This is a genomic window from Paraburkholderia phenoliruptrix, from assembly GCF_047325075.1.
Classification (GTDB): domain Bacteria; phylum Pseudomonadota; class Gammaproteobacteria; order Burkholderiales; family Burkholderiaceae; genus Paraburkholderia; species Paraburkholderia phenoliruptrix.
In genome coordinates, this window is sequence record NZ_CP168531.1 from 3,035,315 (window position 1) to 3,062,281 (window position 26,967).

Below are 26,967 nucleotides of genomic sequence, written 5' to 3' on the forward strand. Positions count from 1 at the left end.
CGGCGCTCGCGGTTAAAAGGGGGTTTTGAGCGCCACGCTACGCCTGCCGTCGATACCGACCGGCACGTCGCCTTGCACTGTCGCGCGGCGCACGACGCGGCGTGAGTCGCCGTAATCGTTGATCGCGTAGTGTTGCGTCGCGCGGTTGTCCCAGATCGCGACGTCGCCTTCCGCCCATTGCCAGCGCACGGTGTTCTCGAGACGCGTGATGTGCTCATGCAGGACCTGCAGCAAAGCGGTGGATTCCTGAGTCGACAGCCCGATGAAACGCTGCACGAAATGGCCGAGCACGAGAGTGCGTTCACCGGTCACCGGGTGCACGCGCACGACCGGATGCTCGGTCTCGTACACCTTGGAGATGAAGAGCTCGCGATAGCGCTTCAACTGCGTATCGTCTGCATCCGCGTGCGCCGAGGCGTAGTCGTAAGCGTTGGTGTGAATCGCGCGGGCATGGTCGGCGAACGCGCGCAGCGGCTCGGGCAAGCGCTCGTATGCGGCGGCCGTGTTGGCCCAGACGGTGTCGCCGCCGACCGGCGGAATGGTGATCGCACGCAGGACGGAGACTTTCGGATAGGCGTCGACGAACGTGACGTCGGTGTGCCATGAGTTGGCGCGCGCCCCGTGCGCCGAGTCGAGGTCGAGCAGACGGGAGCCGCCGGCGTGAGACGGAACGGTCGGATGCGCGACCGTATCGCCGAAACGCCGCGCGAAGCCTTCCTGGCTCGCGTCGTCGAGATGCTGCTGGCCGCGAAAGAACAGCACCTTGTGGGTATGGAGCGCCGCCTCGATCGCCTCGAAGGTCGCCTGATCGAGTTCCGGCGAGAGCCTGACGCCCTCGATCTGCGCGCCGATGCGGCCCGCCACCCGGCGAATGTTCAACGACGCTTTAGCTACATTTTCGGCGCTGACGGACGCCTCACGACGCGCGGACTGGACTTCTGACATGGACTCTCTCCGAAGATGGCTGAGGTCCTATTCAAGCAGTGCGGCGCCAAAAGCTGAACTGACGATTTGTGCGTCGTTAAGTGAAGCGCCGGGAATAAGCTAAGAAGTAGATTTGCGCAGTGGTTTTTGGGGACGCAGCAGTCGGCGCAACGCCTCGTCAGGAGACCGATACTTCCTTCAGTCGGGCCGACCGGCCAAAACGGCGGTGGCAGTCTTGCCGGGCACGCCGAGCGCCTTCGCGAAAGCTTGGCGCATTCGTTCGTCGGCTCCGGAACCGGTGCGGTGCGCGACCTGCTTGAGCGGATCGCGGCGACTCGTCGATGAGTCGGCACGATAGGACCGCCCGCCTCTGGCAGCAATGCCGGAGGCACCTCGATTTCTGCCAACACGCCCTATGCAAAAAAACACTTGCACATAGGTGCATATGCTCCTATAGTCATCGACAGGAGCATATGCTCTTAATCTATGAGGGACTTAAGCCATGAACGAATCATCCATTCTTGTAAGCGGTGCGACGGGCCGCACCGGGGGCGCCGCCATCGACGAACTGTTGCAAATGGGCAAGCGCGTGCGCGCCTACGTGCGAGCGGACGACGACCGTGCGGCCGCGCTGCGCGCACGCGGGGTCGAAATTGCGGTCGGCGATTTCACGGACATCGACGCGATCCGTGCCGCGCTGGAAGGCGTCAGCTCCGCCTACTTCCTGTACCCGATCGCGCCGGGCATTCTGAGCGCGGCGGCCTATTTCGCGCAGGCCGCGAAGGAAGCTGGCGTCGGTGCGATCGTCAACATGTCGCAGATCTCAGCGCGGCGTGAATCGACGAGTCATGCGGCGCAGGATCATTGGGTATCCGAGCGGGTTTTCGATTGGTCAGGAGTGCCGACGACACATTTGCGCCCCACCTTTTTTGCGGACTGGCTCGTCTACCCGCACTTCGCAAAGGAAATCTGGGCCACGAAGAAGATCACGTTCCCGTTCGAGAACGGCCGCCACGCACCGATCAGCGCGGACGACCAAGGGAGAGTCATTGCTCACCTTCTGGCGAATCCCGCTGGCCACGGCGGCCAGACCTACACGCTGCACGGTCCGGTGGAACTGAACCACACGGAGATCGCCGCGCTGGTCAGCGAGGTGCTCGGCGTCAAGATCGACTATGCTCCCACTTCGATCGAGGCGTTCAAGCAGAAGATGGAACAGGTGTACATGTTCCCTCCGTTTCTGGTGCAGCACCTCGTGGAAGTCGCGCAGCACTATCGCGAGGGTGTTTTCCAGGGTACCAACGACGTCGTCGAGAGGATCACCGGTACACCCGCGCTGGCGGTCCCGGCTTTCATCGAGAAGTACCGCGGCGCTTTTGCGTGACGTGGGCGTGAACCCGGCAATGTGCCGATCTTAAGGAGAAGGAAATGCGGGCGAAAGACCAACCCATCGGTGTGGACCAATGCAACTGCTTCACGGTGAGGAAGGCCGCCCGTCAGATCTCGCGTCTTTATGACAGCTATCTCCAGCCTTCCGGCCTTCGCATCACGCAGTTCCTCATCCTCGCCACGTTGAACGAGCGGGAAAGCGCATCGGTCAATGTGCTGTCCGAGCGCCTCGACATCGAGCGCACGGCGATGGGGAAAATGATCGGGGTTCTCGAGCGCGACGGTCTGGTCGCGGTGCGGCCGTCGCCGGAGGACGGTCGCATTCGCATTGTGGAGCTCACGCCGGAAGGAACCAGGCTTTTCGAGCGAGCGGCGCCGCTGTGGCGCGAGGCGCAGCGCGAGTTCAGTGTTCGGAATGGAGCACGAAACGTGGAGGTACTGCGTCGCAGCCTGTCGGGGATGAAGGTTGGCGGCGATTTTGCACCCGTTGGCGGCGAGGAGTGACGGCCGGGAGTTTGCGGTGTGGTCCGTAACGGGAAGAAGCCGTGGGACACTGTTCTGGAACGCTTTTGCGTGAACCAAACAGAAAAGCCCTTGTGGAGTCAAGGGCTTGTGGTGTCCTGGCGGAGAGAGGGTCCGTTTGATTAGCAGTCGGCGAAATCCGCAGACATCCGTCAAACCCGCTCCCGCATTGGCCTTCCGCAAAATCGAGTTCATCCCCGTTCGTTTGAAGACGGTATAATCCGGCGTCTGTTTGATAGTCAATTAACGCGGGCGGGACGAGGCATTTGCGGATCGCGTAAAAGCCCACGAATAGCTCGCGCTCTATACGTGCCAAGTCGCGCTCAGAGACATTGTCGTCCAGCCGCCAGCGCAAAGCCAACGAGTTGAACAGCCTGGGTGATTGTCGGCGATCTGGGAACTGGTGTCGACTGGCCGCTGTTGGCCGAGGCCGTGTGAAAACGCGCCGCTTACGAAGCCTTCTCAAAAGTCGACCCTTCAGATCGCCGCGTATCGGCCTGGTGACGACTCGGGAAGGGAGAAGCGACACCCCAAAACCGAGTACTTTTGCGCTTTCACACGACGCCGGCCGAACTGCGCCCGATGCGATGGGTGGAGGGGCACGGACCTTTCACGTGTGCGATCGAGTCACGGGCGCACCGCATCAGTAGGGCGTTCAGTGCGTTCGCCTGTATTCCTTTCTCGCCATAACCGAAGCAGTTCCGCTTTATCGCTCACCGGACCTTCGAAGGTCGGAACTCCCTCGGGAATCAAAAACCATGGCTGCTTGCTGCGGGTAAATATATGCGCTATCGGGACAAATTCGCTTTGGTTCTGCAATGTCCCCGGCCTGAGTATGGACAAGTCGGGTTGATCGTGTGGTTCTGCCCAAAGCCGGGTGTCACAGCGCGGACATGCCTTGCTGCGCCGCTGCCCGTGACCAAAGTCAAATGTCAGCAGCGTTGGCTCGCCTTCCAGGACATGCATATCCGCTCGACGGACCCACATCACGGGTAGCGCGGCGCCGCCTGTCCTGCGCTGACATACAGTGCAATGGCGAACGTAAAAAGTGAGCGGCTCTTGCCTGAGCTCAAATTTGATTTGCCCGCAGAGGCAATTGCCGCTGTAGGGTACAGGCATACCAACCTCCAATGCGGGGAGACAAGCTAGGTGAGTTTGATCAGCTCGATAGGCATATGGACCACGTCGAATTGTCGACGATCCGGAGAGTTGTCGAACGGCCGATCTGAGCCGCTACACGCCTCACGCCCCTGTCCGGCACATGCTGCCCCGGGCGGCGAATCGCTGCCACCAGTCGGTCAATTTTTTGTGCCCATTCATCAATAACGTAGATTCGTCCGCTTGCATGAAGCACGCGAAGATAGGCGCGGCGTACAGATCGGCCAATGTCACGCTATCGCCGATTAGAAATCCGCGGTCGTCCGACAGCCGAGTCAGCTCGGACAAGCACACGGCGGCACGAGGGATCGCCGCGGCGATTTTCTGCTCGTTTGCTAACCGACCTTCGCGAGCCGAAACGACGCGCTCGACATAGATGTCCCAAACGAGCGTTCGGTATGCATAGGCGTCCATTATGCCGACGATCTGGTTTACCTTGGCGCGAGCTTTCGGCTCTATCGGCTGCAGTTTGCATCCCGGGAAAGCGTCGTCGATATACCGAACGATCGCTCCCGTTTCGTAAAGATGGAAATTGCCATGTTCAAAAGCCGGGATGCGACCGAACGGGTGACGATTGAGATGCTCCGGCGGAACGCCGGTTTCTGTGAAAACGTCGACCTCTACCAGGTCATACGTGATGTGCTTTTCTTCGAGTGCAAGTCGGGCGATTCGCACATACACGCTCCATGCGGCTCCGTAGAGCACCGGCGCTTCTTCGGTTGTTGTCAAGACGTCTCTCCTGTCTTGCAGGCTGGGTCACTGACTCTAGTTCTTTTCAATCCCAGACCACCATTTCTGCCTCATTGTCCTTCGTCAATCATCAATCCACCGGTTCAAGATGCCAATTATCGTTGTCGTATCGTCGCCGCCTGGAGTTGATCGGCGACAAATGCGGCCGCAGCCCTTTCTAACGCGAGCGTCTGCAATTGTGCGCGGATCGTGTCCTTCGCCTGGCCGAACGTCGGCACGCTGGTGGGGCGCTTTGCCTCCAACTTCACAATCAGGCGTGCGTCTGCCGCCACAATCGGTACAGGGGTAATTCCACCAACCGGCAACTGCATAATTGCCTGCGCAACCCCAAGAGGCAGTCCTTGCGTTCGACCTTCCGTAAGTGGCGCCTTAAAGCTTACCCACGGCAGTTCGCCTCCTGCTGACCTGGTGGGCGCTACGCTGTACTGGCGCGCCACAGCATCAAATGAAACGCCCTTTTTCAGCTGGGCGATGACTGTCGCGGCCGTCGCATCGTCAGCGACAGCGATCACTCGTGATTTGTACTCCTCCTTACCGAGCGATGCGACGATTTCGTCGTAGCGGGCGTGAATCTGGGCATCGGTCACCGGCTCGGGACGGACGTTGTCTTTCAAATAAATCTGGGTCTCCGCATTCACCTTGGCAGCAGCAATCGCCTCCTGCACCTCTGGTCTCGCGTCATAGTGCTGCTTCTCCGCGTTCTGTCTGAAGAGCTCTTGGGCAATCAACTGCTGCTTGGCGAGCTCGCGCAAGCGCAGCGTGTCCGGTTGATGCGATGCCAGCACCGCTGCGTCCAGTTGGTTCTGAACGATTGGCACACCGTTGACAGTGGCTACAACTCCCATCAGCAATTCGGTGGCGGCAGTCTGGGCAAGAACGTCAGCAGCGGCACCGCAAACAACGGCAGTCACAGCAATGCACGACAGGACAAGGGAAGTTTTCACGACTAGTAATTCCAGTTAACCGTTGCAAGCACAAGGGTAGCCCTCGGCCCTAATGCGGCGGGTTGAGTCAGGGCGCGGCCAACGAGCGCTTCCGCCGACAGCATCTGTCGGTGCCACAACCATTGCGCCCGCAGTCCCGCCCCCGTTCCAGCGAGCGTCGGAAAACCCGGCACCGCGACGAGACTGGCCTTGCCGGCATCGCAGAATACATAGGGCTCTATGCGTCCGTCGTGCCACGCCGGGAAGTTCAGCCACGCGATCTCATTGCGCGAGTACAGTCCTCTGTCGCCGGCAATCTCACCGGAACGAAAGCCGCGGACGGTATCCATCCCGCCGAGGTACAACTGCTCGGACCCATACAGCGCAACATTAGTGAATTGGCCACTCAGCGTTCCGCGATAGGCGAGCATAACCCGCCCGAGCTTTGGCAGGGGAACCGTGTAAGAGGCTGTAGCATCGAGCTTCGTGAACTGACTGTGTGCATCGTTGCGACCGATTCCATGCGCGTCGTGGTCTGCCTCGAGCCACGGCAAACCCTGCGCAATGCCCGCATCGAAGGTAATGTTACCTGCGGCATCATTTATAGCGAATTTCCGCAACCAGTTTGCACCGAGCCGCAGAACGGCGATGTGCTGCGGGCTAAGATCGATGTTGTTGATTTCTCGGTCCGTCCGCCGCCATGACAACGTCGCGTCGATGTTCGCGATGCCGGCCTGCGTGCGGTCGAGTGTGTAATTCCATCCGAGAATATGGCTGAGCGTCCGCCCGTACATCAGCGCGCTTGTGCCAATGACCTGTTGGTATTCGGAATCGGAAAACGTGTAGCTTAAGGTGTGGCGACCATACGGGATCGCGAACGAACCAACGAACGCGTTGCTATCCTCACTATTGAGGAAATTAAGGCTGAGAGACTCCTGCAACCCGATCACGTTGTCCGCTTCGACACCGGCGCGATAACGGGTGACGCCGGTCGCGGTGCTGCCGTAGTTGTCCATCCCTAAGGTGTAGTAGAGACGGTCTCCGGGACGATTGCTTATCGCAACGACGGAGTCACCTGGCGATTGACCCGGGAGAATCTGTATCTCGGCCTGATTGCGTCGCAACCGGTTGATCTGTGAGACCCCTTGGTCGATATCTGAAAGCCTGAGCGGATCGCCTGGCGCGGCCGGAAACGCCCATTGGGACCCTGCGTCGGTAAACAGTCCGCCACCGGCCGATTTCTCGTCCTTTTTGAGCCGCCTGTCAAGCGGTTGCCCGTTCAATGTGTATTCCGCGATTCGGCCCACCTGAACCCGGATCGTCAGCACGGCGGACTCGAGGTTCTGCGGACCGAGAAAGGCCCGCGTCGTGATATAGCCAGACGCCACGAACGCATCGGTGAGTCGCTTGAGCAATACGTTCAGACGATGGGAGCCGAGAGCATGGCCGACGAACGGCGTCACAATGGCGTCGACGCGTTTTTGCGAAAGTACGGTATTACCCTCGACCGTGATGCGCTTGATCAGGAACGCTGGACCGGGCTCGACGATTTCTTCTGTCGGCGTGTTTGGCGGAACGTCCAGCGATCCTTGCGACGCAGCCTCCGGCAGGGTGATCGAGGGTGGCGCCTGATTCAGCTGTCTTCGTGCTGCCTGCTCGCGCTGCTGGTCGATAATGAGTTGCGCTGGGTCCTGAATCGGGCGAGCCAGCGGTTGCGGCGGAAGCGGAACCGGTGAGACGGGAGGCGTTTGTGCGAGAACGGCTGCGCCTGGAATGAAGACGAAAGGCAACGCTCGAAGTATCAGCGACCGCTTTGCACGTGGCTTTCCTAATACGAGCCGCATCAATGCCACCACCACGTTGTCATGCCCAGGTGCTGGCCAAGCTGCACCGGAGTCGTCATGGGCGCACGAACCGTCGTGATGCCGCTACTCGCTGAAACGCCTTTCCGGCCGTTGATGTAGCCTCCATCGATAATCGCGCTGCCCACCAAGGACACTGATCCGTTGGCAGTAAAGCCACCGCCGACATCGCTCGCGATTATCTGAGCCCATGTGCTGCCAAAGAATGCCTTGAAGCCGCGGTCCTGAGTGATCGCCGAATAGCCGGTTACGCCTTGTGCATAGGTTGTGGGAGCGGACACGGCAATATCACCAGCGGCAAAGACGTTCCCGCCGATGTTACGTGCGACGGTCCCTGCGGAAATCGCGATATTCCCCCCGGACTGAATCGTGCCACCGTGAGGCACCACATTGCTCGACGCGCTTGCATGACAGAAAATCCAGCAACTTCGCGCATAGCTGGCCTGCCCGGAAAATACCGCTTCGTTCGTGAACGCCTGCTGGGCGGTAATTGAAATGTCGCCCTCGTTGGACTGGAGGAGGCCGCCCGAGTTGATAACGTTTCGCCCCGAAACCTTGACCGATCCCGCAGTCGATGCAATGTAGGCAAGCTGTCCCGGTTGCGCGACGGTACCATAATCGACGTCAAAGCCACTCGTACCGTGAGTGAAGAACACGAAACTGCCGCCGGTATGCGAGTAGGCGACAGGCTGTCCACTGTTTGTTCCGTCGGTATGATCGATGATGTTGGATATGTCGCCGTGTGCGATCACGCTGGTTTTTCCATTTGCCAGTACGCGACCGTTCTCATTGACAATGTTTCCTTGTGCGCTCAGCGATGTCTGGCCGTTCGCCGCAAAGACGATGCCGAGATTGGCCACGCTCGATCGATTCAGGATGCTACCGGTGGCGTTCAACGTCACATCGCCGCCGACGGTGCCTCCTTCCCCAGTCGCCCCGCCGGACTGGATCAGGCTGCCGGTGTTGGAAATGTCGCCGCTACTTGTTAGTTGAAGAGCGCCGTTTTGCGCGGTAAGCGTCGACGCACCCTTGGTGTCATCGACAAGCGTAATGCCGTTCGCACTGAGGGTCGCGCTATTGGCGGCAGATAGCTGTCCCCCTTGCAGCAGGAAGGCGCCGGGTGTTGTGATCTGGATATTGTTCTCTGCCTTGACCGATCCGCCGATCACGCTCACGTCACCGAGCGCGGACACCACGACATCGCCCGCACTTGCATAGATCGCACCGGCGTTGCGCACACCCGCGCCCTTGTCCGTGACAATCAGTTGCACGCGTCCTCCGGTCAATCCACCTAGTGAGGTGATATCGACCGCTACCGATGAGCTGGTCGAGCCGGGGGAGGTTGAACTGATGAGCCAGTCATGGTTGTTATCGCTGGGCGACAGGCTCGTGTCGAAGCTATTGGTGCTGTCACCGATAGTTGCTCTCACGCCTCCTGTGGAGGTGGTGAAATTGTTAGTTACGGGGCCGTTCAGCGACAACTGTTTGGCGATCAGGTCAAGGTTGACAAGAGTGCCGCTGAGGCCGCCGGGACCGACGGTAATCGCGCCGCGATTCGTGGTTAGGACGACATTTCTCTGCGTGATACCCGGCGCCGGCACAAGATCGTTGAAGCTCACCTGTCCTGTCGAGAGCACAACATGGCCGGCGTTCACGAAGCTGCCGCCGTCGATTGTTATGCCATTTGGGTTGGCCAAAATGACATTCGCGCGTGGCCCAAGCACGGTGATGTCGCCTTGGATCAGGGACGGGTTTGTGCTGGTAACCTGATTCACGATCGCACGAGCGTTGATGCCAACGTTATTCAGGTCGACACCGGCTTTGGATACGTTGAATGAAGTGTAGGTGTTGTTTGACACGCCACCTAGCGACGAGGCGATATTAACTGTTTGGCGCCCACCTAACGGGCCCGTGACTGCTGTCGCTGTATTGCCATCAGGTACGATACCTGCCGCGTGAGCGGTGGCGACCGCAACCGTCGATGCCAGGCCAATCACTAACTTGAAACTGCAAAGGCGGCTCGCCCTTTCTTTCCCTAAACTCTTGCACTTCAAGAAATGCCCCGCATTTTTAAATCTGTCGACACGCCGTTCACCGAGCCACATTCCATGATGTCCTTGACGCCCTCTTTCCAACACGGCTACGAAGTCGCCGCACTTATTATCTCGATCAGCTCCGCATCGGAAATGTTGTTGCTTGGGTGGTTGAAAATCGTGAGCATGACTACAACCAAACTACTGTAAATCGCATGCGATGAAGTCGCGGCACCATGAGCTGCGCGATCTATAGAAAGATTTCCGGCGGTGATCGTCCCAAGTTTGGTCCGGGCAGAATCGACACCCGACCATATCCCCGGAACGAACTCTTCCGGCAATCCCACGCGCACCTCATCGACATTCGACGCCAAGCTGTCGGCAAACAAGCGCTCCGACGATGACGACGTGGCGACCTCAACGACCAATTCGCCACCCCCACTCGTGTGGAATTGGCCTCCGATCAGTCCGTACATCGATCGAGCACCGAGAGGCACGAATAATTCAATGGCCGCATATTGCGTGGGGCCGTGCAAACATCTCGATGCGGCCACCGCTTTAACGGGCGCGCGGGAGCGTGGATAAACGGCATCGGGAAGAGCGTCAATCCACACGCGCGCTCGTCGAAACCGTCCCAAGTCAAGAGTTTTCATCATAGCGGCTTTAGCCCGGCAGCGGCTCTCCATGCATTGTTAAACAGAGTGGGATTAGCATCAATCACCTCTGGAGCGTACAGACCGAAAGGTGACACACCGTATTTCGCCACGGCGGCGGCATGCGCTGAATCATAGTCAAGACCTCGTGCCATCATCGTCGCCTCGGACGCTTCATGGAGATAAAAATTGGCGTCGGCTCCCGTTATCCTCTGCCCCGCAGCAAATGCATTTTCAAGACGTTGCAGCATCGCGGCGTTAGCAGCATCGTCACCGAATCGGCCGAGGTGATTTGTAACAAGGTCAAGCCCTTGCTGCGAGATACGAACGCTCTCAGTGCTAGTCCCGGACACCAACGCCGCCCCGTCCAAACTAGACACTGCCTTACCCACCGCCTGATTAACCGCAGTGCTGTCTCCTAATGTCAAAATGCCCACGCCAGCGTCGGCAATCGAACCGAGCGTCAACGCGAGCGCCATCCCATAGTTGCCGTTGCGGAACGCAGTTTGCGCCTGATCGGCCATCCGCACACCGGGCACCAGATTTCGAGCATCGTCTAGAAACGCCGAAACCGCGGCTTTCGTCTTTTCTACATGCTGTTCATCATTGTTCTGCGCCTCGTTTTCAGCCCAAGTTGCACCTGCATTTGCGTTTTGCCCCAGCAGGGCGGACAGCCCACCACCGGCGATCAATGCAATTGCGGTGGTCATTGCTGCCTGGCCGACATTCAGTTGCGTCGCCTGTGGATCAATGCCTGCGAGGACGAAGGGTGTGACGACTGAACTCGCCGCAGCGCCTAACGCCCCGCTCGCGCAGCCTGTTCCTTCCGCAGCGCTAGCCGCACATCCAAGAAGGGCGTGCTCAGCGATATTCTGGAACGTGAGCGCATCGGTACCTTGTCCGATCGCATAGGCCCCGGCAGCCGCAACGTCACTTACCGCGCTGTTGCGCAGGTTGGTCAGAAAGCTTCCACCACCGATAGCGGTCTGAACGCCGGCCTGAACCGTCGCTTCCGCCGCGATCGCCGCCCCTTGCGTAAGGACCGTGCTGGCCGTAACAGAACCCGCCTGCGGCACCAACGCCCCGCCGACACTCTGCACGCCGGCCAACGAGGCAAGACTGTTGGGCGAGGCGGTCCACGTCCATCCCAGGCTCCCATCGCTTACTGTGATTCCGTTCGTCAGCCCCGCAGTCAACATCGCGGTGGCGCCCGCCTGGAACATGGCGCTCATGCTAAATGTACCGTTCGCAGCCTGGCCAAGTGCGCTGCTAGTCATGCCCGCGACGCCAGCGGACAACGCAATGTTGCCTAGTCCGGCTGACACTGCCGGCATTGCAACGCCTTCCGCGGTCGTCGTAGCAGCCGTGCCTGCCGCAAACGTGCTGCCGACGGTCGCACCGGAACCAATCATGGCCGACGCCGCTCCAGCGGTAATGACCGATGCGACCACCATCACTGCCAGCATACCAATTGTCTGGAATGCACCCTCGCTTTCAGCAAGGGACGTCACACTCGTATGCAGATCGTTCTGAACAGTGCTCTGCGTAAAGCTGTTGCCCAACTGCGCCTTCAACGCCGCGAGCTGCTGCTGTGTCCCCGCGGCATCGACCGTCCCGTCCGCATTCAGCTTCTGCAGTGCGCCTCCGATCTGGTTCACCGCATCGACATTCAACTGGTAGTTTCCAGCCGACATGAAACCGCCCTGCTGGGCCACCGTCCCCGTCGTCGTGATCAGCGTGTAAAGATCGGGAATGAAAGTGCTCTGCGTTCCAATATCCGTCGAACGCTGCTGGTTGGTCAGCGAACCGGCGTTGACGGTCAACGTGTCCGTCGCTGTGATGGAGCCGGTATTCGTGATCGTCCCGCCGTTCGACGCCGTAAGCGTGACGTTCTGCCCGCTGATCGTGCCGTCATGCTGAACCACGGCATACTTTTGCGGCAGATAGACCTGCGGCATGAGCGCATCAACGGTCGAGCAGGTCGCCATTCCGGTCGCTGTACATCCCGGCTCGGGCACAGTCTCCTCGACATACCAGAGCATGGGTTTATCCAGCGCGGCAATCTGGTCCTGTGTTAGCGCAGTTCCGAGCGCGATGTTGTTCGCCGCAGCGTACTCGATCGCGTTGCCGTACAGCGCTTTCTTCTCCTGGTCCGTGACGGACGACTGCTTGGTATTGTCATAAGACAGCCCACTCACGAAACTCGCCTGCCCCGTCTGCGCCAACGCAGCCTGCTGCAACAGTTGATTTTCCGAGAACGGGTCGTAGTAGAACTGCGTGATTTTCGGCTGCAGGCTTGCCGGCAGATTCGCCAGCAACTGGCTCGGCCCGATGTTGCCGATCACCAGAGACGCTGGACTGTTGACCAGATAGCTGATGCTGGGAGCACCAGTAGCAGCAGACGCACCTGTCGTAACCGACACGCCTGGCGACGCTGGCGCGGAAGAAGAAGCGACGTTCACGGTAGGGGCGCCAATTGTCCCCGCTGCGCTACCTGGCGCGCTGACGACTGCAGAGGTGCTGCCCGCCGTGTTCAACGACCCGCTCGACACCGACGCAATGCCGCCGGCGATGCCAGGAGCGCCCGCCAGCCCTGCGCCGATCGCCACCATACTGGCGGTCTGGTTAGCTGCGCTTGAGGCAACGACCGGGACCCCAACAGGACCCAACGGGATAACCTGATTGGAGCCCGTCGGTTGGGGCGTGTAGACAGCCGGCGATGTCAGCCCGTTGACGAGGGTCGCCCCCGTCAGTGCAACTTCCCGCCCCAAGACGTTGCCCGAATTCTGCAATTGACCGCCAGCGGTCACCGACAAAGCTGGGGCCTGTATCGTGCCTGACAGGCTCCGGTACGGCGTCGGCGGCTGAACGCTGTCGCTCGTCTGGTACGCACTGCCAAAAAGCGTCGAGCAGTTCGCACCCGTGCCGCAACCGAAGTTATCCGGCGGTTTCGATCCGCCGACCACAACGCCATAGAAAGCATCGTGCCAGTAGGCGTTCAGCGTCTGGTCCTCGTTCGTGACAGTCGACGCGGCTGCGATCGAGACCTGATTGCCCGCCGTGATCAAACTGCCGGTATTGACCAGCGCGCCGAGGCTGAACGACAAATTGCGATTCGCAGTAATCGTCGACGCATCGCCCGACTGCTGATCAGTGAAAGCATCGCAGTAGTGGCCGTCGGCACCGCTACAGCCCGATTGCGCTGTCTTTCCGTAGTTCTGGTAAACCTGTACCGCTGCAGACAGGGTGTTGGTCAAAGTACCGGTGCTGAGCGCGATGTCGCGCCCCGCCTGAATGTTGCCCGAGGTGTTGGTGACGCTTGATCCCTGCGTCAGACTGGTTTGCGGATTGTTGGGATCGGCGTTGCTGCGCGTCGTTCCTGCGCCGCCTATCACGACATCACGGCCAGCCAGCAGGTTGCCGTATGTATTGCTTACCGTTGGTGCGGCGATGATAAGGTCGCGCCCGGCAAAGACAGTGTTGTCTGTCTGCGTATAGCTGTACGTCTGGGTATCGGTCCGGTCGCCGTAGATGGTCGCTGCGTCGTTATTCGGTCCATACGTCGCGTAGTTATGAAGCAGTTGCTGCGCGGTGACGGCATTCGTCTGCGCGTCCGTGAAATCCTGCCCCGGACGCTCATAAGTGACCATCGAATTGGGGTAATTAACAACGGTGCCAAAATAACCGCAGTTGCCGGCCGAGACGCCGGCAGCGCATCCCGTGTGAGAAGTGACGCTGTCGGTGTGGTAGCCCTGGTTCGTAAAACTGTTCGCGGTGATACGCAAATCCTGCATGGCATACAGACTGCCCGCATTCGTCAGCCCGCTCCCAGTGCCCGTGAGAGACAGATCGTTGCCTGCGACGATCTGTCCGGCGCTCTGGTTTGTATAGACGGTGACAGTCGACGTTTGTGCAGCGGGCGCGGCGCTACTCGTGATCACGTTCGCGGTCGGCATCATCGTATCGCCGCTCGGGTTGCCCGCGGCATCGATAAGCGGCAGCATGGGCACCAGCGTGCCTGCCGCATACGCATTCTTCAATTGCGTAAGAAAGGCGGTGTACGAAGCCGCATCGATAGTGTCGGTAATCGTCGTTGTGGCGGCGTCGCCGCCGTTGTCGAGTGATGCGACGTTCAGCGTCACGTTATTTCCGGCAGAAATCGTGCTGCCGTGATTGTTGAGTGCTCCGGTCGAAATCGACAGATCGTGTCCCGCGGCAATAACCCCACCCTGCCCGGCAGGTTGCGTCGACGTCGTCGTCCGGGTGACCATGGGCAGAGCGATGCCGTTGAATGTGCCGCCAGTGAGATCGGCAGCCGTTACGGAAGTCGCAGTTGAGGGCTGGAAGTCCCCGACTCGACCTGTAATGCTCGTCGTGAATGTCTGCGAGTCTGTAACGCTGCCGTCCGCGTACGCCAGCTCGGTCATACTCAAAGTAAGCGATCCCGTCGGCGACGAAAGAAACGCTGACTCGAGACCTGCCGCAGCGATAGTGGTGGCCGATGTCGTCGTGGTCGTCGTGCTAGCGCCAACCGTGCTGTTATTGACGTTCGCGGCGTTAATCGCAATGTCGTTCTGCGCGCTGATCTTGCCGCCAGCGTTCGTCAGATCGCCCGACAGGTTGGCGCTAAGGTTCCGCCCTGCCGCAGTAGTTGCACCGTTATTATCGTAACTGCTTCCACCGAGGCTGACGTCACGCACAGCGCTGACCGTCCCCTGGTTCGTCGTCGTACCGTTCAGGCTGACGTCTTCATTTGCATGGATTTTTCCGCTTGCCAGGTTGACGATGGTGCCCCACAGATTCACGTCGTTGCCTGCGCTAATCGTGCCGCTGTTTATCAGCGTTCCATTGGTCGACAGAGTGATGTCGCCCGCCTTGCTGATCGTGCCACTGTTGTTGAATCCTTGCGTTGCGCTAACCGATACGCTGTTTCCCGGCATGGCCCAAGTACCGGAATTATTCAATTGCAGGGTGTTGATGGTGAGCGCGTTGCCTAGATTGAACGTACCACTCGCGACCGCCGACGGATCGAACGCCTGATTCTGCAGATTCAATGTCAGATTGTGCTGCGCGAGAATCTGGCCGCCGGCATTGTTGAACGTACCGTTGCCGCCCGTCACGGTTACGGTTGCATCGCCGGGCGCACCGGGGCTTGCAGCACTCGTACTCCCGGAGAACATCACGCCGTTACTATTGCCAGCCAGGTTGCCTGTTGTGACGTTGAGCGAATTGGTGCCGATAATCGCGCCGCCGTTATTCGTGAGAGCGCCGGCCGCCGTGACCTCTGTCGTCAAACCTGCAATTGATCCCTGGTTGTTCAGATTCGTTGCATTGACGGTCGTCGCCGCCGTCGAGATCAGGCTTGCGCTCGCCGTGTTGGTTACGTTCGCGCCAGTCACGGTCAGTGCCCCCCCCGCGAGCACGCTACCCGTGTTCACCACTGCGTTTTGGCCCGACAAAGTGGCAAAGCCTTGAACGAGAGTCTGGGCGCCTGCGGTCGTCAACTGGTTCGAGGCGTTCGCGCTTAGGTTTCCACCGATCAACGCGTTTCCGGTTCTGACATTGGTACCGGACAAGGTCACGTCCTTGACTACGTTCAGTTGTCCAGCGGACAGGGCGAGACTGCTCTGCGCACTCGCCGCAAGATTGCCCGCAACGGTCGTCGTGCCGCCCGTGCTGACATTGGCACCAGTGAGGGTCGCATTGCCGCCCACCTGCGTCGTGCCCGTCACCGCGAGGTTCCCGGCCGCCGCCAAAGTGGCGTCGCTAGCGGAGTTGAGATTACCCTGCGCGGTGAGATTGCCGCTTTGGGCCGTAAGAGTTGTCTTTCCCAGCGTAGTGACACTGCCGGTCACGGTGAGACTGCCGGTCGCCTGTGCGTTCAGGTCTCCGCCACTGAGCACCGCACCGTTGATCGCTGCGTCGCCGCCGTTCGCCCGCAGCCTGGCGTTGCCGACCGCTGTCGCAGAGCCTACCGTCAGACTGGTACCCGCAGTCGCACTCAAATCGCCGCCGGTCTGCAGCGCTCCGGACAGATTGATCGCCTGACCTGCGCTCAAGGTCGCATCCGAGCCAAAGCCCGCCGTGCCTCCCCCAGAGAGATTGTGCCCGGCAATGAGAGTCCCTGTGCCGTTACCGGTGATCGCGCCAGAGACAACTGCGTCGGTAGCAGCGGTCACCATCGTGTTGCCACCGGTAGCCAGCGCACCGTTCACCGTTACCGCACCGTTCGTTGCGGTCAAAGTCGTGTTACCCACCACGCCCGCGCCGCCTACAGCCGCAGTGTCGCCAGCGGTTACCGAGAAGTTACCGCCCGTTTGTACGGCGGCGGCAAGGTTGGCGTTGCGCCCCGCAGTGACAATCGCATTCTGCTCAAACGTCACCGTTCCGCTCGACGAGACATCACGACCGCCACTCAGGGTGCCACCCTTGTTACCCGCGATGCTGCCTGAAACGGCTACGTCCGTTGCAGCGTTGACGGCAGTGTTTCCGCCGCTCAGGATCGCACCGTTGACCGTTGCAGCACCGCCGCTAGCAGTCAGGGTTGTGTCGCCAGCAGCAGTGGCAGACGCCACCGTCAGATTGTTGCCTGCGGTGACGTTCAGGTTGGCACCCGCCGTTACGGCGCCGGGGAGCTTGACGTCATGGCCCGCAGTCAGCGTCGCGTTCTGACCAAAGGTGACTTCTCCGTTCGTCGTGAGATTGCCACCCGCCCCCAGCAGACCGCTGCCATTGCCCGCCAGCGTACCGGAAACATTAAGATCGCCGCCTGCGTTCAGTGTCGTATTGCCGTTTGAAACAGCGTTGCCGCCGAGCGCCATTGCCTGGCCCGCGGTGGCGCTCAGGTTGCCGTTGGTCTGCACGTCCCCTGCAGTCGTTACGCTTCCTGTTTGCCCGACTAGCGTGAGATCGCCAGACGACACTACACGACCATTAACCGTCGCGCTGCGCTGCGCGAGAACCTGTACCGTAGTGCCACTGGCAAGCGCGCCGTTCACCGTCGCGTCTCGAGCGGCATTCAGTGCGATTGCGCCAGGCGCGGACACAGCGCCTCCGACGGTTATGTCGCCATTGCCTGTACTTCCGGTTGTCGTCATCGAGAGGTTGTTGCCCGTCTGAACCGATCCCACCGTCATGTCCGCGCCTGCCCGAAGATCGACACTTCCATTGGACTGCGCGGTGGCAACATTGAGGCCGCCGCCTGCGGTCATATTGAGGTCCTGCACCGACTGCACGGATGCACCCGCAGCGGCGATGTCCCCTCCTGCGCTGACTGTGTATTGATTGGCGAGATTGCCCCCCGCCATCGACACCTGGCCACCACCGGTAAGACTGGCTGTCTGTTGCGCGTACGTGGTGTTGACTGCGATGTCGCCGTTCGACGTGACGGTGAGATTGCCTGCCGTCGCCGTCAACGCGCCTTGCGTATTCACGCCCATCCCCGCCGCTGTGGAGACGATATAAATCTGCCCGCTCGTCACCGATCCGTACTTGCTTGCATCGATTGCTACCGCGTTGTTTCCAATCGCGGTCGCCGTATTGGCCGCGCCGTTGGATGCCGTGCCATAGTTTGTACCCGACGCGGCCGATGTCGTCGGGGTCACGAGCTGATTTCCCGCAATCAGATTGATCCGTTGGTCAGCACGTAACGGCGCATTGAGACTGATGGTCTGCGCGATCACATCGATGTTGCCAACGGTGCCCTCGATTCCTGCTCCAGGTCCGTTGACGCCCGCTGGCCCGCTAATCGCAACGTTCCCCGATCTGACGTCATAGGCCAGAGAACCCGCGTTGGCGAAGTCCGTCGAGGTTCCGCCGACGCCCGTCAAAAACTGCGGTGTCCCTGTTGTCAGCACGAGACCTGTCGCGTTGGTCAGGGAGAGTCCGTTAACCGAGACGCCGTTTGGGTTGCTGACAATGACCGACGCCGGACTGCCAAACACCTCGAGCGGACCGAGCAGCGTGGATGCCGGCCCCGTAGTCGTTACCTGATTGACAATGACGCTCGCGGCGCGGCCAGCGAGATTCGGGTTAGCGGCAAGAGTACCGCCGAGCAGAGGTGTCCCCGACGAGAGGCTGTTGTTCAACACCAGTCCATTGCTGTCCACATTGAACGACTGGTAACTGTTGACGCTAATGCCGTTGGAATTGGGTGCAGCGATGTTGACCGCCGGCACACCGGTCGTGGTCTCGGTGATCGTCGGCTGGAAAGGAATCGGGGCGCGCGGATCGACAATTGGCGCGGCATGCGCGTCCTCGTCAAGGACAAGTACACCAGGCAGCAGATACGTCACCGCCGCCATGATGCAAGCGGTCGCTTTCATCCATAGCGGTCGTGTCTTTTCCGCTATAAAGCCTGCTGCATTAAAAGAATTTGCCTGCCGCGCCGCCTCTCTCTGGGCGAGTCGCAACCTGCTCTCACGAGCACCCCGTTGCATGGTCTGTGTATCCGAATATTATTTTCGGATCGAATCTTACCCAAACTTGCAGGAAAACAATGTCACAAATTGATGCGTTGTCTTTTTAACCACACAAATTTCGACGCATTAATTCAAGTCGCATAAGCCGTAACGTTCGATTATCTCGGATGCGAGGCAAGGATTACCAGTGTTGAGCGATCTCGACGCCATTAGCGCTGGCCGCCGAGTGCGCTCATGCGACGGTTGCCCATGCACTTCCTACTCAAGAGGGCGTGCTAACTCTCCCCCCGCGTTTGCGAATACTTGGCTCAATTGGGTACACCGTAACGAGCCAGTGTCGTGAGTGCCGCAGCATGGCTCGATAGAGTCGAAGAATTTCATCCCACGATCGACCACGCACGACCGAGAACGCAATATCCTCGTCGGCGTGAAAGAAGCCTGATCGAACGAATCGCGTACCGCTAGGATATGTTCCCCTCGGATCGAACAACATTACACGATAGGCTGGGCCTTTTGCGTTGGCACCAAAGCGATTTTTTGTGCGAAATGCAAGGGGCTTAAATTGAGTGCTGACGTTCATCAAACTCACGGTAGTGGATGTGCTGCAGGAGAACGCGGACGGCTTATTGGTTGTACGAGCCGCGTAGCTTTGCCAGTGTAGTGTTTCCGTGCGGCACTGCCCCGTCGCCAGCTATCACTTCCACATCGAGGTTACCGACCAACGGTTTAACGCGCCTAGCGAGCCAAGTCGCGACGGTATCAGTCCCCGGAGCTTCGCGGTAAAACCGGTACGGTTTTATTCTGTCTTCTGTCCGGCGTCCATAGATGCGAATTCTCACGCCGTCCGTGGTCCAAACGACGGCTTCGAATTCGTCAATCGACATCTCGTCCAGGCACGGGAGATATTCAGTATTCACTGGTCACGCTCCTACCTTCGCTGACAACCACAATTATTCACTGTATGACCGCTTCGTTGAGTGCGCCACGCGCGGCGTCGAGCGCTAGCGCCTTGTCTTCATAAAAGGGGAGGTACGTAATGTAATCAGTCCCAACCGCTTCGATCAGGGTGGTCAATTCGGCTCGCAGAGCACCGAGGTCAACCTCCTTCGTGGACTCGTTAAGTATTTTTCTGGTCCCATCCGGAGTTTCAAGTTGCCGCGCGAGACCGGCATTCGTTTCGAGCCTGATCAGAAATCTTTCGACGCGATTGAGCAGTTGCAAAGGCAGGTACCAAGGGACGGTTAGCTCCTCCTTCGTCATGTGATAAATGAGGCTCGCCACGTCGAAGCTGCTAAGCGTGTAATCGCGATTCGCGTCTCGGATCAAACATTTGAGCAAACGAATCGCGCGTTTTGCACCGCCGCCACTTTCACCATCGCGATAGTTGATGAGCGACATGTGCATAAAGGGGCGGTTGCTCTGCCTGACGAATTCCTCTTTGTTGAAGATATAAACGTCGCGGAAGGCCTCATATCCGGTTGTCTGATAGTCGCTTGTGTCATGCCAGTGTGCAGGGACAACGTCTACTTTGCGCGCCAGAGAGCCGCCTTCAAGAGTAATGGATTTTGCTTTGTTGATGTCCACTGTCGCAGCGGGATATGCAACCGGCAAGATCAATTCACACTGCTGACGCAACGAGTACAGTTCGCCGATTGTCGTCGTACCTGGAATTGACGTATACGACTTCGATGGCGCTGTCGGCGTGTCATGGGTCAAGAACCATTCGGCCAATACCAGAATATCAACATCCGAAGATGCGCGAATGTGGATATCGAGCGCCAGTGAACCCTGCAACCTCGTCGTCACTGGCATTGCCAGTGGGAGCCTGTCTTTGATTTGCTTGGCTACGCGATCACCCTCTCCAAGCGAAACCGACGTGTACTTGGCGTCGACTGCTTCCATAGCGCCGAGCGCATATCGGGTGGCGTCGCCGTTGCCCTTGCTTTCATACGCTTCTTTAACGTCGGCCGAATCCATGGCAAACGCCGAGTCTGCTCTCGCTTCATACTTTCCAACAAAGGTTCCAGTTGATGCGGACGGTCGTCGCCTTTGCCGCATCTTAGCAAGACGATCCTGATAGCTCGTTCCCATGGCGGCGCCTTACGTCCTTTTTGTAATCGTTATAGAGCCGTGGGTGAACCGGCCCATATTGTTGAAGTAGAACCCCTCGCCTTGGGCGTTCCCCGGTGCGATTCTTATTTCGCAATATCCGCGATGGGTATTAAGGCCATCTTGGGCGTGCGCCCTTGCATTCGGGTCGTTCCCATAGCAATACATCAGCACGGTCTCGTCGCCTTGCTGCTGAATGGCCGCTGCTCTACTGAACGAACCGGAACGCTCGGTACGCAACGTGACGCATATCTTCGTCCATTGCTGTCGGATCGACAGAGTGCCGGTCCAATTGCGGAAGTTTCCGTTCTCCAAGGCTTCCACCGGACCAAGCGTTTGACCCGCGACGTCCCATTCACCAGACAGGTTCGGAAATGAAAAGATGCGGCTGATGGGCCACCACCGCCAAAGCCACTTGTTGAATACGAAATAGATGACGGAGAAGGCCGCGCCGGTATCGACAGCCTTTGGCACGAACGTCCATACGTCCGGCCAAACCGTTGATACGAGCTTCCCGAGCCAACCAATGGCGGCGCTATATATAGCGGCGAGCACAACAATGGCTGTGCCGATGAGCTGGAAGATTTTCCCGCGATCTTGATCGAGCAGAGTATATTCGTGATCCATTATCCAGGCGATTTCTGTTGAGCGGTAGAACATTCCGCTCGGCATGCGATGAGCAAATAGTACCTGTGCGCGCTTAGAAAAACATCAGGGGAAATCGTTGGAAGAGCGATTCTTCGCTCGGCAGTGGAGGAAATCGCGCTTGGGCTGACGGCGATGGGCGGCATCGAGGCAAAAGCCGTGAAAAGAACGGCTATCCGGCACGAATCGTCTGGTGCCGTTCCTGACAAACCACCCCAACTGCAGAAGTCAGCACACGGGTTGCTGACAGATGGGGCCGAACGTGGCGGGGGCCGACATTTGATAGTCGAATTGTGGGTCGAAAAACAAAAACCCCGTAAATCGTTGATTTTACGGGGTTTTCCGCCATCATCTGGCGGAGAGAGGGGGATTCGAACCCCCGATAGGCTATTAACCTATACACGCTTTCCAGGCGTGCGACTTAAACCGCTCATCCATCTCTCCGCGGGGAGCCGAATTATAGCAAACTTCGCGCCGTCCGCCAGACCCTCATGAGAAACGTGTCTATGGATGGCGAATGTAGTCCACCAGCGCCTTCGTATAAGCATCCGGCTTGTGATCCAGCAGACTCACGCCGATCGCCACCAGAAAGCCCGCCGGCACGCCGAACACGCCCGAGCTGATCGGCTCGATGCCGAACCAGCGTGGTCCCGCAAAGCCCGTCATCTGCGCGAAGAAGGGATACGTCGAGACAATGTAGTAGATGCACACCAGCAGCCCCGCGAGCATGCCCGCCACCGCGCCGAGGCGCGTCGTGCGCTTCCAGAACACGCCGAGCACGAGCACCGGAAAGAGGCTCGACGCCGCGAGCGAAAACGCCGCGCCCACCAGAAACAGAATATTGCCCGTATTCAGCGACGCCACATACGACGCGAACAGCGCCACGCCCAGCAGCAGAATCTTCGAAATCGTCACGCGCCGCTGACTCGACGCGCCGGGGTCGACCATGTGGTAATACACGTCGTGCGACAAAGCATTGGCGATAGTGAGCAGCAAACCATCAGCCGTGGACAGTGCCGCCGCCAGCGCGCCCGCCGCGATCAGCCCGGACATCACGTACGGCAGGCCCGCAATTTCCGGCGCGGCCAGCACCACCATGTCGGGCTGCATCTGAACCTCGCTCCATCGCACGATGCCGTCGCCGTTCGTATCCGCGAGACTGATCAGGCTCGGCTCGATCCTGCGCCATTGCGTAAGCCACTGCGGCAAATCGGCGAAGTGATGTCCCACCAGATTCGTCAGAATCTCGTACTTGATCAGCACCGCGAGCACCGGCACGGTCACGTAAAACAGCGCCACAAAGAACAGCGTCCAGCCGACGGAGCGCCGCGCCGACGCCACCGACGTCGTCGTGTTGTAGCGCGTCAGAATGTGCGGCAGGCTCGCCGTGCCGAGCGACAGGCACAGCAGCAGCGAAAGAAAATTGCGCTCATGCATGCGCCGGTCGTCATCGGCGGCGGCGGGAAACGGCTCGTGCATCGGCAGCGGCGGCGCCGCGCGCAGCAGCATTTCGTCGCGCTGCTGGGTCCACACCACCTGCGCGGCGGCGGCATCGCGTGGAAACTGGTCGAGCGTTTTCTCGCGCTCCTTGATCTCGCGCAGCGGACCATTGCGGCGCCGCAGGTCGGCCACCTGCTGCGTGAGCCGCAGTTTTTCTTCGACGAACGAATGCGGCAGCATGTCGAGCCGTTGCTGCATCAGCGCGGCCCGGCGGCGATAGTCGTCGCGCACGGTCTGCTCGAGCGGCTCGTCGCGCACCTGTTTCTCGAGACTCTCCATGCGCTCCATCAGGCGGCCGTAACTCAGCTGCGGCACCCAGCCGAGACCGTCCTTATGCGCGATCATCGAAACCGGAATCAGAATCGCGGCGATCAGAATGATGTACTGCGCGACCTGCGTCCACGTGACCGCGCGCATGCCGCCCAGAAACGAGCACACGAGTATGCCCGCGAGCCCGCAGAAAATGCCGACGGCGAAGTCGACGCCAATGAAGCGCGTCGCAATGAGGCCGACGCCCTGGATCTGCGCGACGAGATAGACGAACGAACACAGAATCGCCGATAACGCCGCGAGCGCACGCACCGCATTGCTCGAAAAACGCGTGCCGAGGAAATCCGGAATGGTGTAGCGCGCGAGCTTGCGCACGTACGGCGCGAGCAGAAACGCCACGAGGCAATAGCCGCCCGTCCAGCCCATCAGATAAGCGAGGCCGTCGTAGCCGGTGGCGTAAATGGAGCCGGCGAGGCCGATGAACGATGCCGCCGAGAGCCAGTCGGCCGCGGTCGCCATGCCGTTAAACGCCGACGGCACGCGCCGCCCGGCCACGTAATACTCGACGAGATCGGACGTGCGCGACAGCAAACCGATCACCGCGTATACGGCAATCGGCACGAACAGGAACACATAGCCGATCCACATGCCCGGCCCTGTGGTGCGCTCGATGCGCCACATCACGTAGATGAAGAGCAGGAAGCCGAGCGTGTAGAACGCGTACGAGCGGATGAGCCGGTTCGTGAGCTTCATCGGCTCAGGATCCGCGCGCGCCGGGATCCGCCGCGGCCTGGCGCTTCGTCGTTAGGCTTTCATGGGCGGCATTCGTGTCATTCGCGGCACTGACACCATTCGCGCCATTCGCGCCGCCATTCTCCACGTGAGTGGCAACAGCTTGCGCGAGCGCGTCGGCGTCGGCTTCGAAGGCGCGTTGCAACTGGCGGTCGGCGCGCTGCATCGACACAATGTAGACGACGATCAGCGCAAGATAGATCAGGATCGCGCCTTGGGCGCCGAAGTAGAACGGCAAGCTAAAGCCGGCAAAGCGCACGTCCGCGAGCGCGGGCGCGGCAAGCGGCAACAGGAACGACACCGCGAAGCCGACCGTCATCAACGCGGCAATCAGCGCAAGATTGAAACGCCAGTACTTCCGATGCGCGCGCGCCAACGCCTCCGAGACCGCGGGCGGTTCGGGCGCAGGATTGTGCGTGGCGTGAGGGATGGAGTGCGGCGCGGCCATGCGCCTATGTATCAAAAAGGCACCGCGCAGGCAATTAGGATTGTCCGCGCGATGCCGGATGGCGGCGCCGGGCGACAGGCGCGTCGCTCGACACGCCTCGCCCTTTCATAGGCGCCGCAACCGCGTATCAAGCCTTACAGCGACTCGCCGAGCTGGTCCAGAATGGCCGGATTCTCCAGCGTGGAGACGTCCTGGGTGATTGCCTCGCCCTTGGCGAGCGAGCGCAACAGACGGCGCATGATCTTGCCCGAGCGCGTTTTCGGCAGATTCTCGCCGAAGCGGATGTCCTTCGGCTTCGCGATCGGACCGATCTCCTTGCCGACCCAGTTGCGCAGTTCGTTGGCGAGCTTGACCGCCTCCTCGCCTTCCGGACGCGCGCGCTTCAACACGACGAACGCGCACACCGCTTCACCAGTCGTCGCATCCGGACGGCCCACCACCGCGGCTTCGGCGACGATCGGGTTCGACACCAGCGCCGACTCGATCTCCATCGTGCCGAGACGGTGACCGGACACGTTCAGCACGTCGTCGATGCGGCCCATGATCGTGAAGTAACCTGTCTCCTTGTCGCGCACGGCGCCGTCGCCGGCGAGATACAGCTTGCCGCCCAGCTCCTCGGGGAAATAGCTCTTCTTGTAGCGGTCCGGATCGCCCCAGACGTTGCGCAACATGGAAGGCCAGGGCCGCTTCACCACGAGAATGCCGCCCTGCCCGTTCGGCACGTCCTGGCCCGTTTCGTCGACGACCGCGGCCATGATGCCCGGCAGCGGCAGCGTGCACGAACCCGGCACGAGCGGCGTGGCGCCCGGCAGCGGCGTGATCATGTGACCGCCGGTTTCGGTTTGCCACCACGTATCGACAATCGGGCAACGTCCGCCGCCGACATTCTCGTGATACCAGACCCACGCTTCCGGATTGATCGGCTCGCCCACCGTGCCGATGATGCGCAGCGTAGACAGGTCATAGCTCTTCGGATGCACTTTCTGATCCGCCTCGGCGGCCTTGATCAGCGAGCGGATGGCCGTGGGCGCCGTATAGAACAGCGACACCTTGTGCTTCGCGATCATGTCCCAGAAGCGGCCGGCGTTCGGATAGGTGGGCACGCCTTCGAACACGACCTGGGTGCCGCCGAGCGTGAGCGGACCATACGTGATGTAGCTATGGCCGGTGATCCAGCCGATGTCGGCCGTACACCAGAATACGTCGGTGGGCTTCCAGTCGAACGTCCACTTCATGGTCTGCGCGGCCCACAGCAGATAGCCGCCGGTGCTGTGCTGAACGCCCTTCGGCTTGCCCGTCGAGCCCGACGTGTACAGGATAAAGAGCGGATGCTCCGCGCCGACCCATTCGGGCGCGCATTGATCGGACTCCGCTTGCGACAGCTCATGCATCCATAGGTCGCGGCCTTCGTTCCATGCGATCTTGCCGCCCGTGCGTTTGTAGACGATCACACTCTTCACCGCGTCGCAGCCGCCCATGGCGAGTGCTTCGTCGGCGATGTTCTTCAGCGGCAACGCCTTGCCGCCGCGCATCTGCTCGTCGGACGTCACGAGTGCGACCGCGCCCACGTCGACGAGCCGCTCGTTGAGCGACTTCGACGAGAAGCCGCCGAACACGACCGAATGCGTGGCGCCAATGCGCGCGCAGGCCTGCATCGCGACAATGCCTTCGATCGACATCGGCATGTAGATGACCACGCGATCACCCTTCTTCACGCCGCGTTTTTTCAGCGCGTTCGCAAAGCGCGATACGCGTTGCAGCAGATCCTGATAGGTGACGTTGGTGACGGTGCCGTCGTCCGCCTCGAAGATGATCGCGACGCGCCCGCCATTGCCCGCTTCCACATGACGGTCGATGCTGTTGTACGACGCGTTCAGCTGGCCGTCTTCGAACCACGTGTAGAACGGCGCGTTGGCTTCGTTCAGCACCTTCGTGAACGGCGTGTTCCAACTGAGTGTTTCGCGGGCAAGACGCCCCCAGAAGCCCTGGTAATCGCGTTCGGCCTCGGCGGCCAGCGCATGGTAAGCGTCCATGCCGGAGATCGTGGCGCCGGCCGCTGTTTCAGCGGAGGGCGGGAAAACACGGCGTTCCTGAAGAACCGATTCAATCGCAGACATCGACAACCCCTTGGTGAAGATGAAAACCTGTGCCGGCGCACACGGGGTGCGCCATGTCATGTTGAGCGCCGCAATCGGCTTGCGATTCACGGCGCGCTGTCTCCCGCCCTCGCGCGAGCGACCCGCGATGGATCGTCGCGCCGCGGCCCGTTGCCTCCATCTCATTCATGCGGCCATGCAGCATGAATGTGAATGACGCCACGTCCGCTCTCGTGTTCAACCATAAGCGGTGCAACTTACCGGCCACTTACGCGCGCCGCGCCGGCATGCCCGCAAAAACCCTAACGCGATTCGTACGACGCTTTCGACGGGGCTCGCCGGCTATTGCTGCACCCGCGTATGGAGGCGCCTGCATCATGCAGCCGTTCCATGCTGGATTGAGTACTGCGTTGAAGCGCCTAATACAATGCTAACTGAACTACCTGCTCTGATTCCAGTTTGAATCGCTACGC

15 protein-coding genes and 1 tRNA gene are annotated in these 26,967 nt (G+C 60.0%); 2 read left to right on the forward strand and 14 right to left on the reverse strand.

What is annotated here, in order from left to right; translation table 11 throughout:
- Positions 1–12 precede the first annotated feature (12 nt).
- A complete protein-coding gene (locus ACEN8U_RS25480; protein ID WP_310111506.1) occupies positions 13–945 on the reverse strand; it encodes a TauD/TfdA family dioxygenase in 933 nt (310 codons plus the stop codon).
- 481 nt (positions 946–1,426) lie between these two features.
- Here ACEN8U_RS25480 and ACEN8U_RS25485 point away from each other — a divergent pair, with 481 nt between their 5' ends.
- Both ACEN8U_RS25485 and ACEN8U_RS25490 read left to right on the forward strand, forming a co-directional pair.
- Positions 1,427–2,308: an NmrA family NAD(P)-binding protein gene (locus ACEN8U_RS25485; protein ID WP_310111504.1), complete on the forward strand. Its 882-nt coding sequence runs from the start codon at positions 1,427–1,429 to the stop codon at positions 2,306–2,308.
- A 44-nt stretch (positions 2,309–2,352) separates the two neighbouring features.
- Positions 2,353–2,817, forward strand: coding sequence for a MarR family transcriptional regulator (locus tag ACEN8U_RS25490; RefSeq protein ID WP_310111501.1), 465 nt, complete (start codon positions 2,353–2,355; stop codon positions 2,815–2,817).
- Positions 2,818–3,462: 645 nt separating this feature from the next.
- Here the strand turns inward: ACEN8U_RS25490 and ACEN8U_RS25495 are convergent.
- From ACEN8U_RS25495 to acs, 13 genes are all read right to left on the reverse strand, one after another.
- The gene (locus ACEN8U_RS25495) at positions 3,463–3,954 is read right to left on the reverse strand and encodes a GFA family protein (RefSeq protein ID WP_310111499.1); all 492 of its coding nucleotides are present in this window, start codon (positions 3,952–3,954) and stop codon (positions 3,463–3,465) included.
- A 123-nt stretch (positions 3,955–4,077) separates the two neighbouring features.
- On the reverse strand, positions 4,078–4,722 hold the full coding sequence (locus ACEN8U_RS25500; protein WP_310111494.1) for a glutathione S-transferase family protein: 645 nt from the start codon (positions 4,720–4,722) through the stop codon (positions 4,078–4,080).
- 116 nt (positions 4,723–4,838) lie between these two features.
- Positions 4,839–5,687 carry a peptidyl-prolyl cis-trans isomerase gene (locus ACEN8U_RS25505; protein ID WP_310111491.1) on the reverse strand — a complete coding sequence of 283 codons (849 nt, stop codon included), beginning with the start codon at positions 5,685–5,687 and terminating at the stop codon, positions 4,839–4,841.
- A 2-nt stretch (positions 5,688–5,689) separates the two neighbouring features.
- Positions 5,690–7,510: a ShlB/FhaC/HecB family hemolysin secretion/activation protein gene (locus ACEN8U_RS25510; RefSeq protein ID WP_374725952.1), complete on the reverse strand. Its 1,821-nt coding sequence runs from the start codon at positions 7,508–7,510 to the stop codon at positions 5,690–5,692.
- Positions 7,510–9,633: a filamentous hemagglutinin N-terminal domain-containing protein gene (locus ACEN8U_RS25515; RefSeq protein ID WP_310111486.1), complete on the reverse strand. Its 2,124-nt coding sequence runs from the start codon at positions 9,631–9,633 to the stop codon at positions 7,510–7,512. Before ACEN8U_RS25515 ends, ACEN8U_RS25510 begins: the two co-directional genes overlap by 1 nt.
- A 35-nt stretch (positions 9,634–9,668) precedes the next feature.
- Positions 9,669–10,175 carry a hypothetical protein gene (locus tag ACEN8U_RS25520; RefSeq protein WP_310111484.1) on the reverse strand — a complete coding sequence of 169 codons (507 nt, stop codon included), beginning with the start codon at positions 10,173–10,175 and terminating at the stop codon, positions 9,669–9,671.
- Positions 10,176–10,213: 38 nt separating this feature from the next.
- Positions 10,214–18,538, reverse strand: a complete 8,325-nt coding sequence (locus ACEN8U_RS25525) for a filamentous hemagglutinin N-terminal domain-containing protein (RefSeq protein ID WP_310111481.1) — start codon at positions 18,536–18,538, stop codon at positions 10,214–10,216.
- A 1,050-nt stretch (positions 18,539–19,588) separates the two neighbouring features.
- Positions 19,589–20,725, reverse strand: a complete 1,137-nt coding sequence (locus ACEN8U_RS25530; RefSeq protein ID WP_310111478.1) for a hypothetical protein — start codon at positions 20,723–20,725, stop codon at positions 19,589–19,591.
- A 9-nt stretch (positions 20,726–20,734) separates the two neighbouring features.
- Positions 20,735–21,403 carry a hypothetical protein gene (locus tag ACEN8U_RS25535; protein ID WP_310111476.1) on the reverse strand — a complete coding sequence of 223 codons (669 nt, stop codon included), beginning with the start codon at positions 21,401–21,403 and terminating at the stop codon, positions 20,735–20,737.
- Between the two features lie 338 nt (positions 21,404–21,741).
- A tRNA-Ser gene (locus ACEN8U_RS25540) sits at positions 21,742–21,832 on the reverse strand.
- 60 nt (positions 21,833–21,892) lie between these two features.
- Positions 21,893–23,911, reverse strand: coding sequence for a sodium:solute symporter family protein (locus ACEN8U_RS25545; RefSeq protein ID WP_310112261.1), 2,019 nt, complete (start codon positions 23,909–23,911; stop codon positions 21,893–21,895).
- 4 nt (positions 23,912–23,915) lie between these two features.
- The gene (locus tag ACEN8U_RS25550) at positions 23,916–24,398 is read right to left on the reverse strand and encodes a DUF4212 domain-containing protein (RefSeq protein ID WP_310112258.1); all 483 of its coding nucleotides are present in this window, start codon (positions 24,396–24,398) and stop codon (positions 23,916–23,918) included.
- Positions 24,399–24,532: 134 nt separating this feature from the next.
- Positions 24,533–26,515, reverse strand: a complete 1,983-nt coding sequence (gene acs / locus ACEN8U_RS25555) for an acetate--CoA ligase (protein WP_310112257.1) — start codon at positions 26,513–26,515, stop codon at positions 24,533–24,535.
- Between the last annotated feature and the right edge of the window lie 452 nt (positions 26,516–26,967).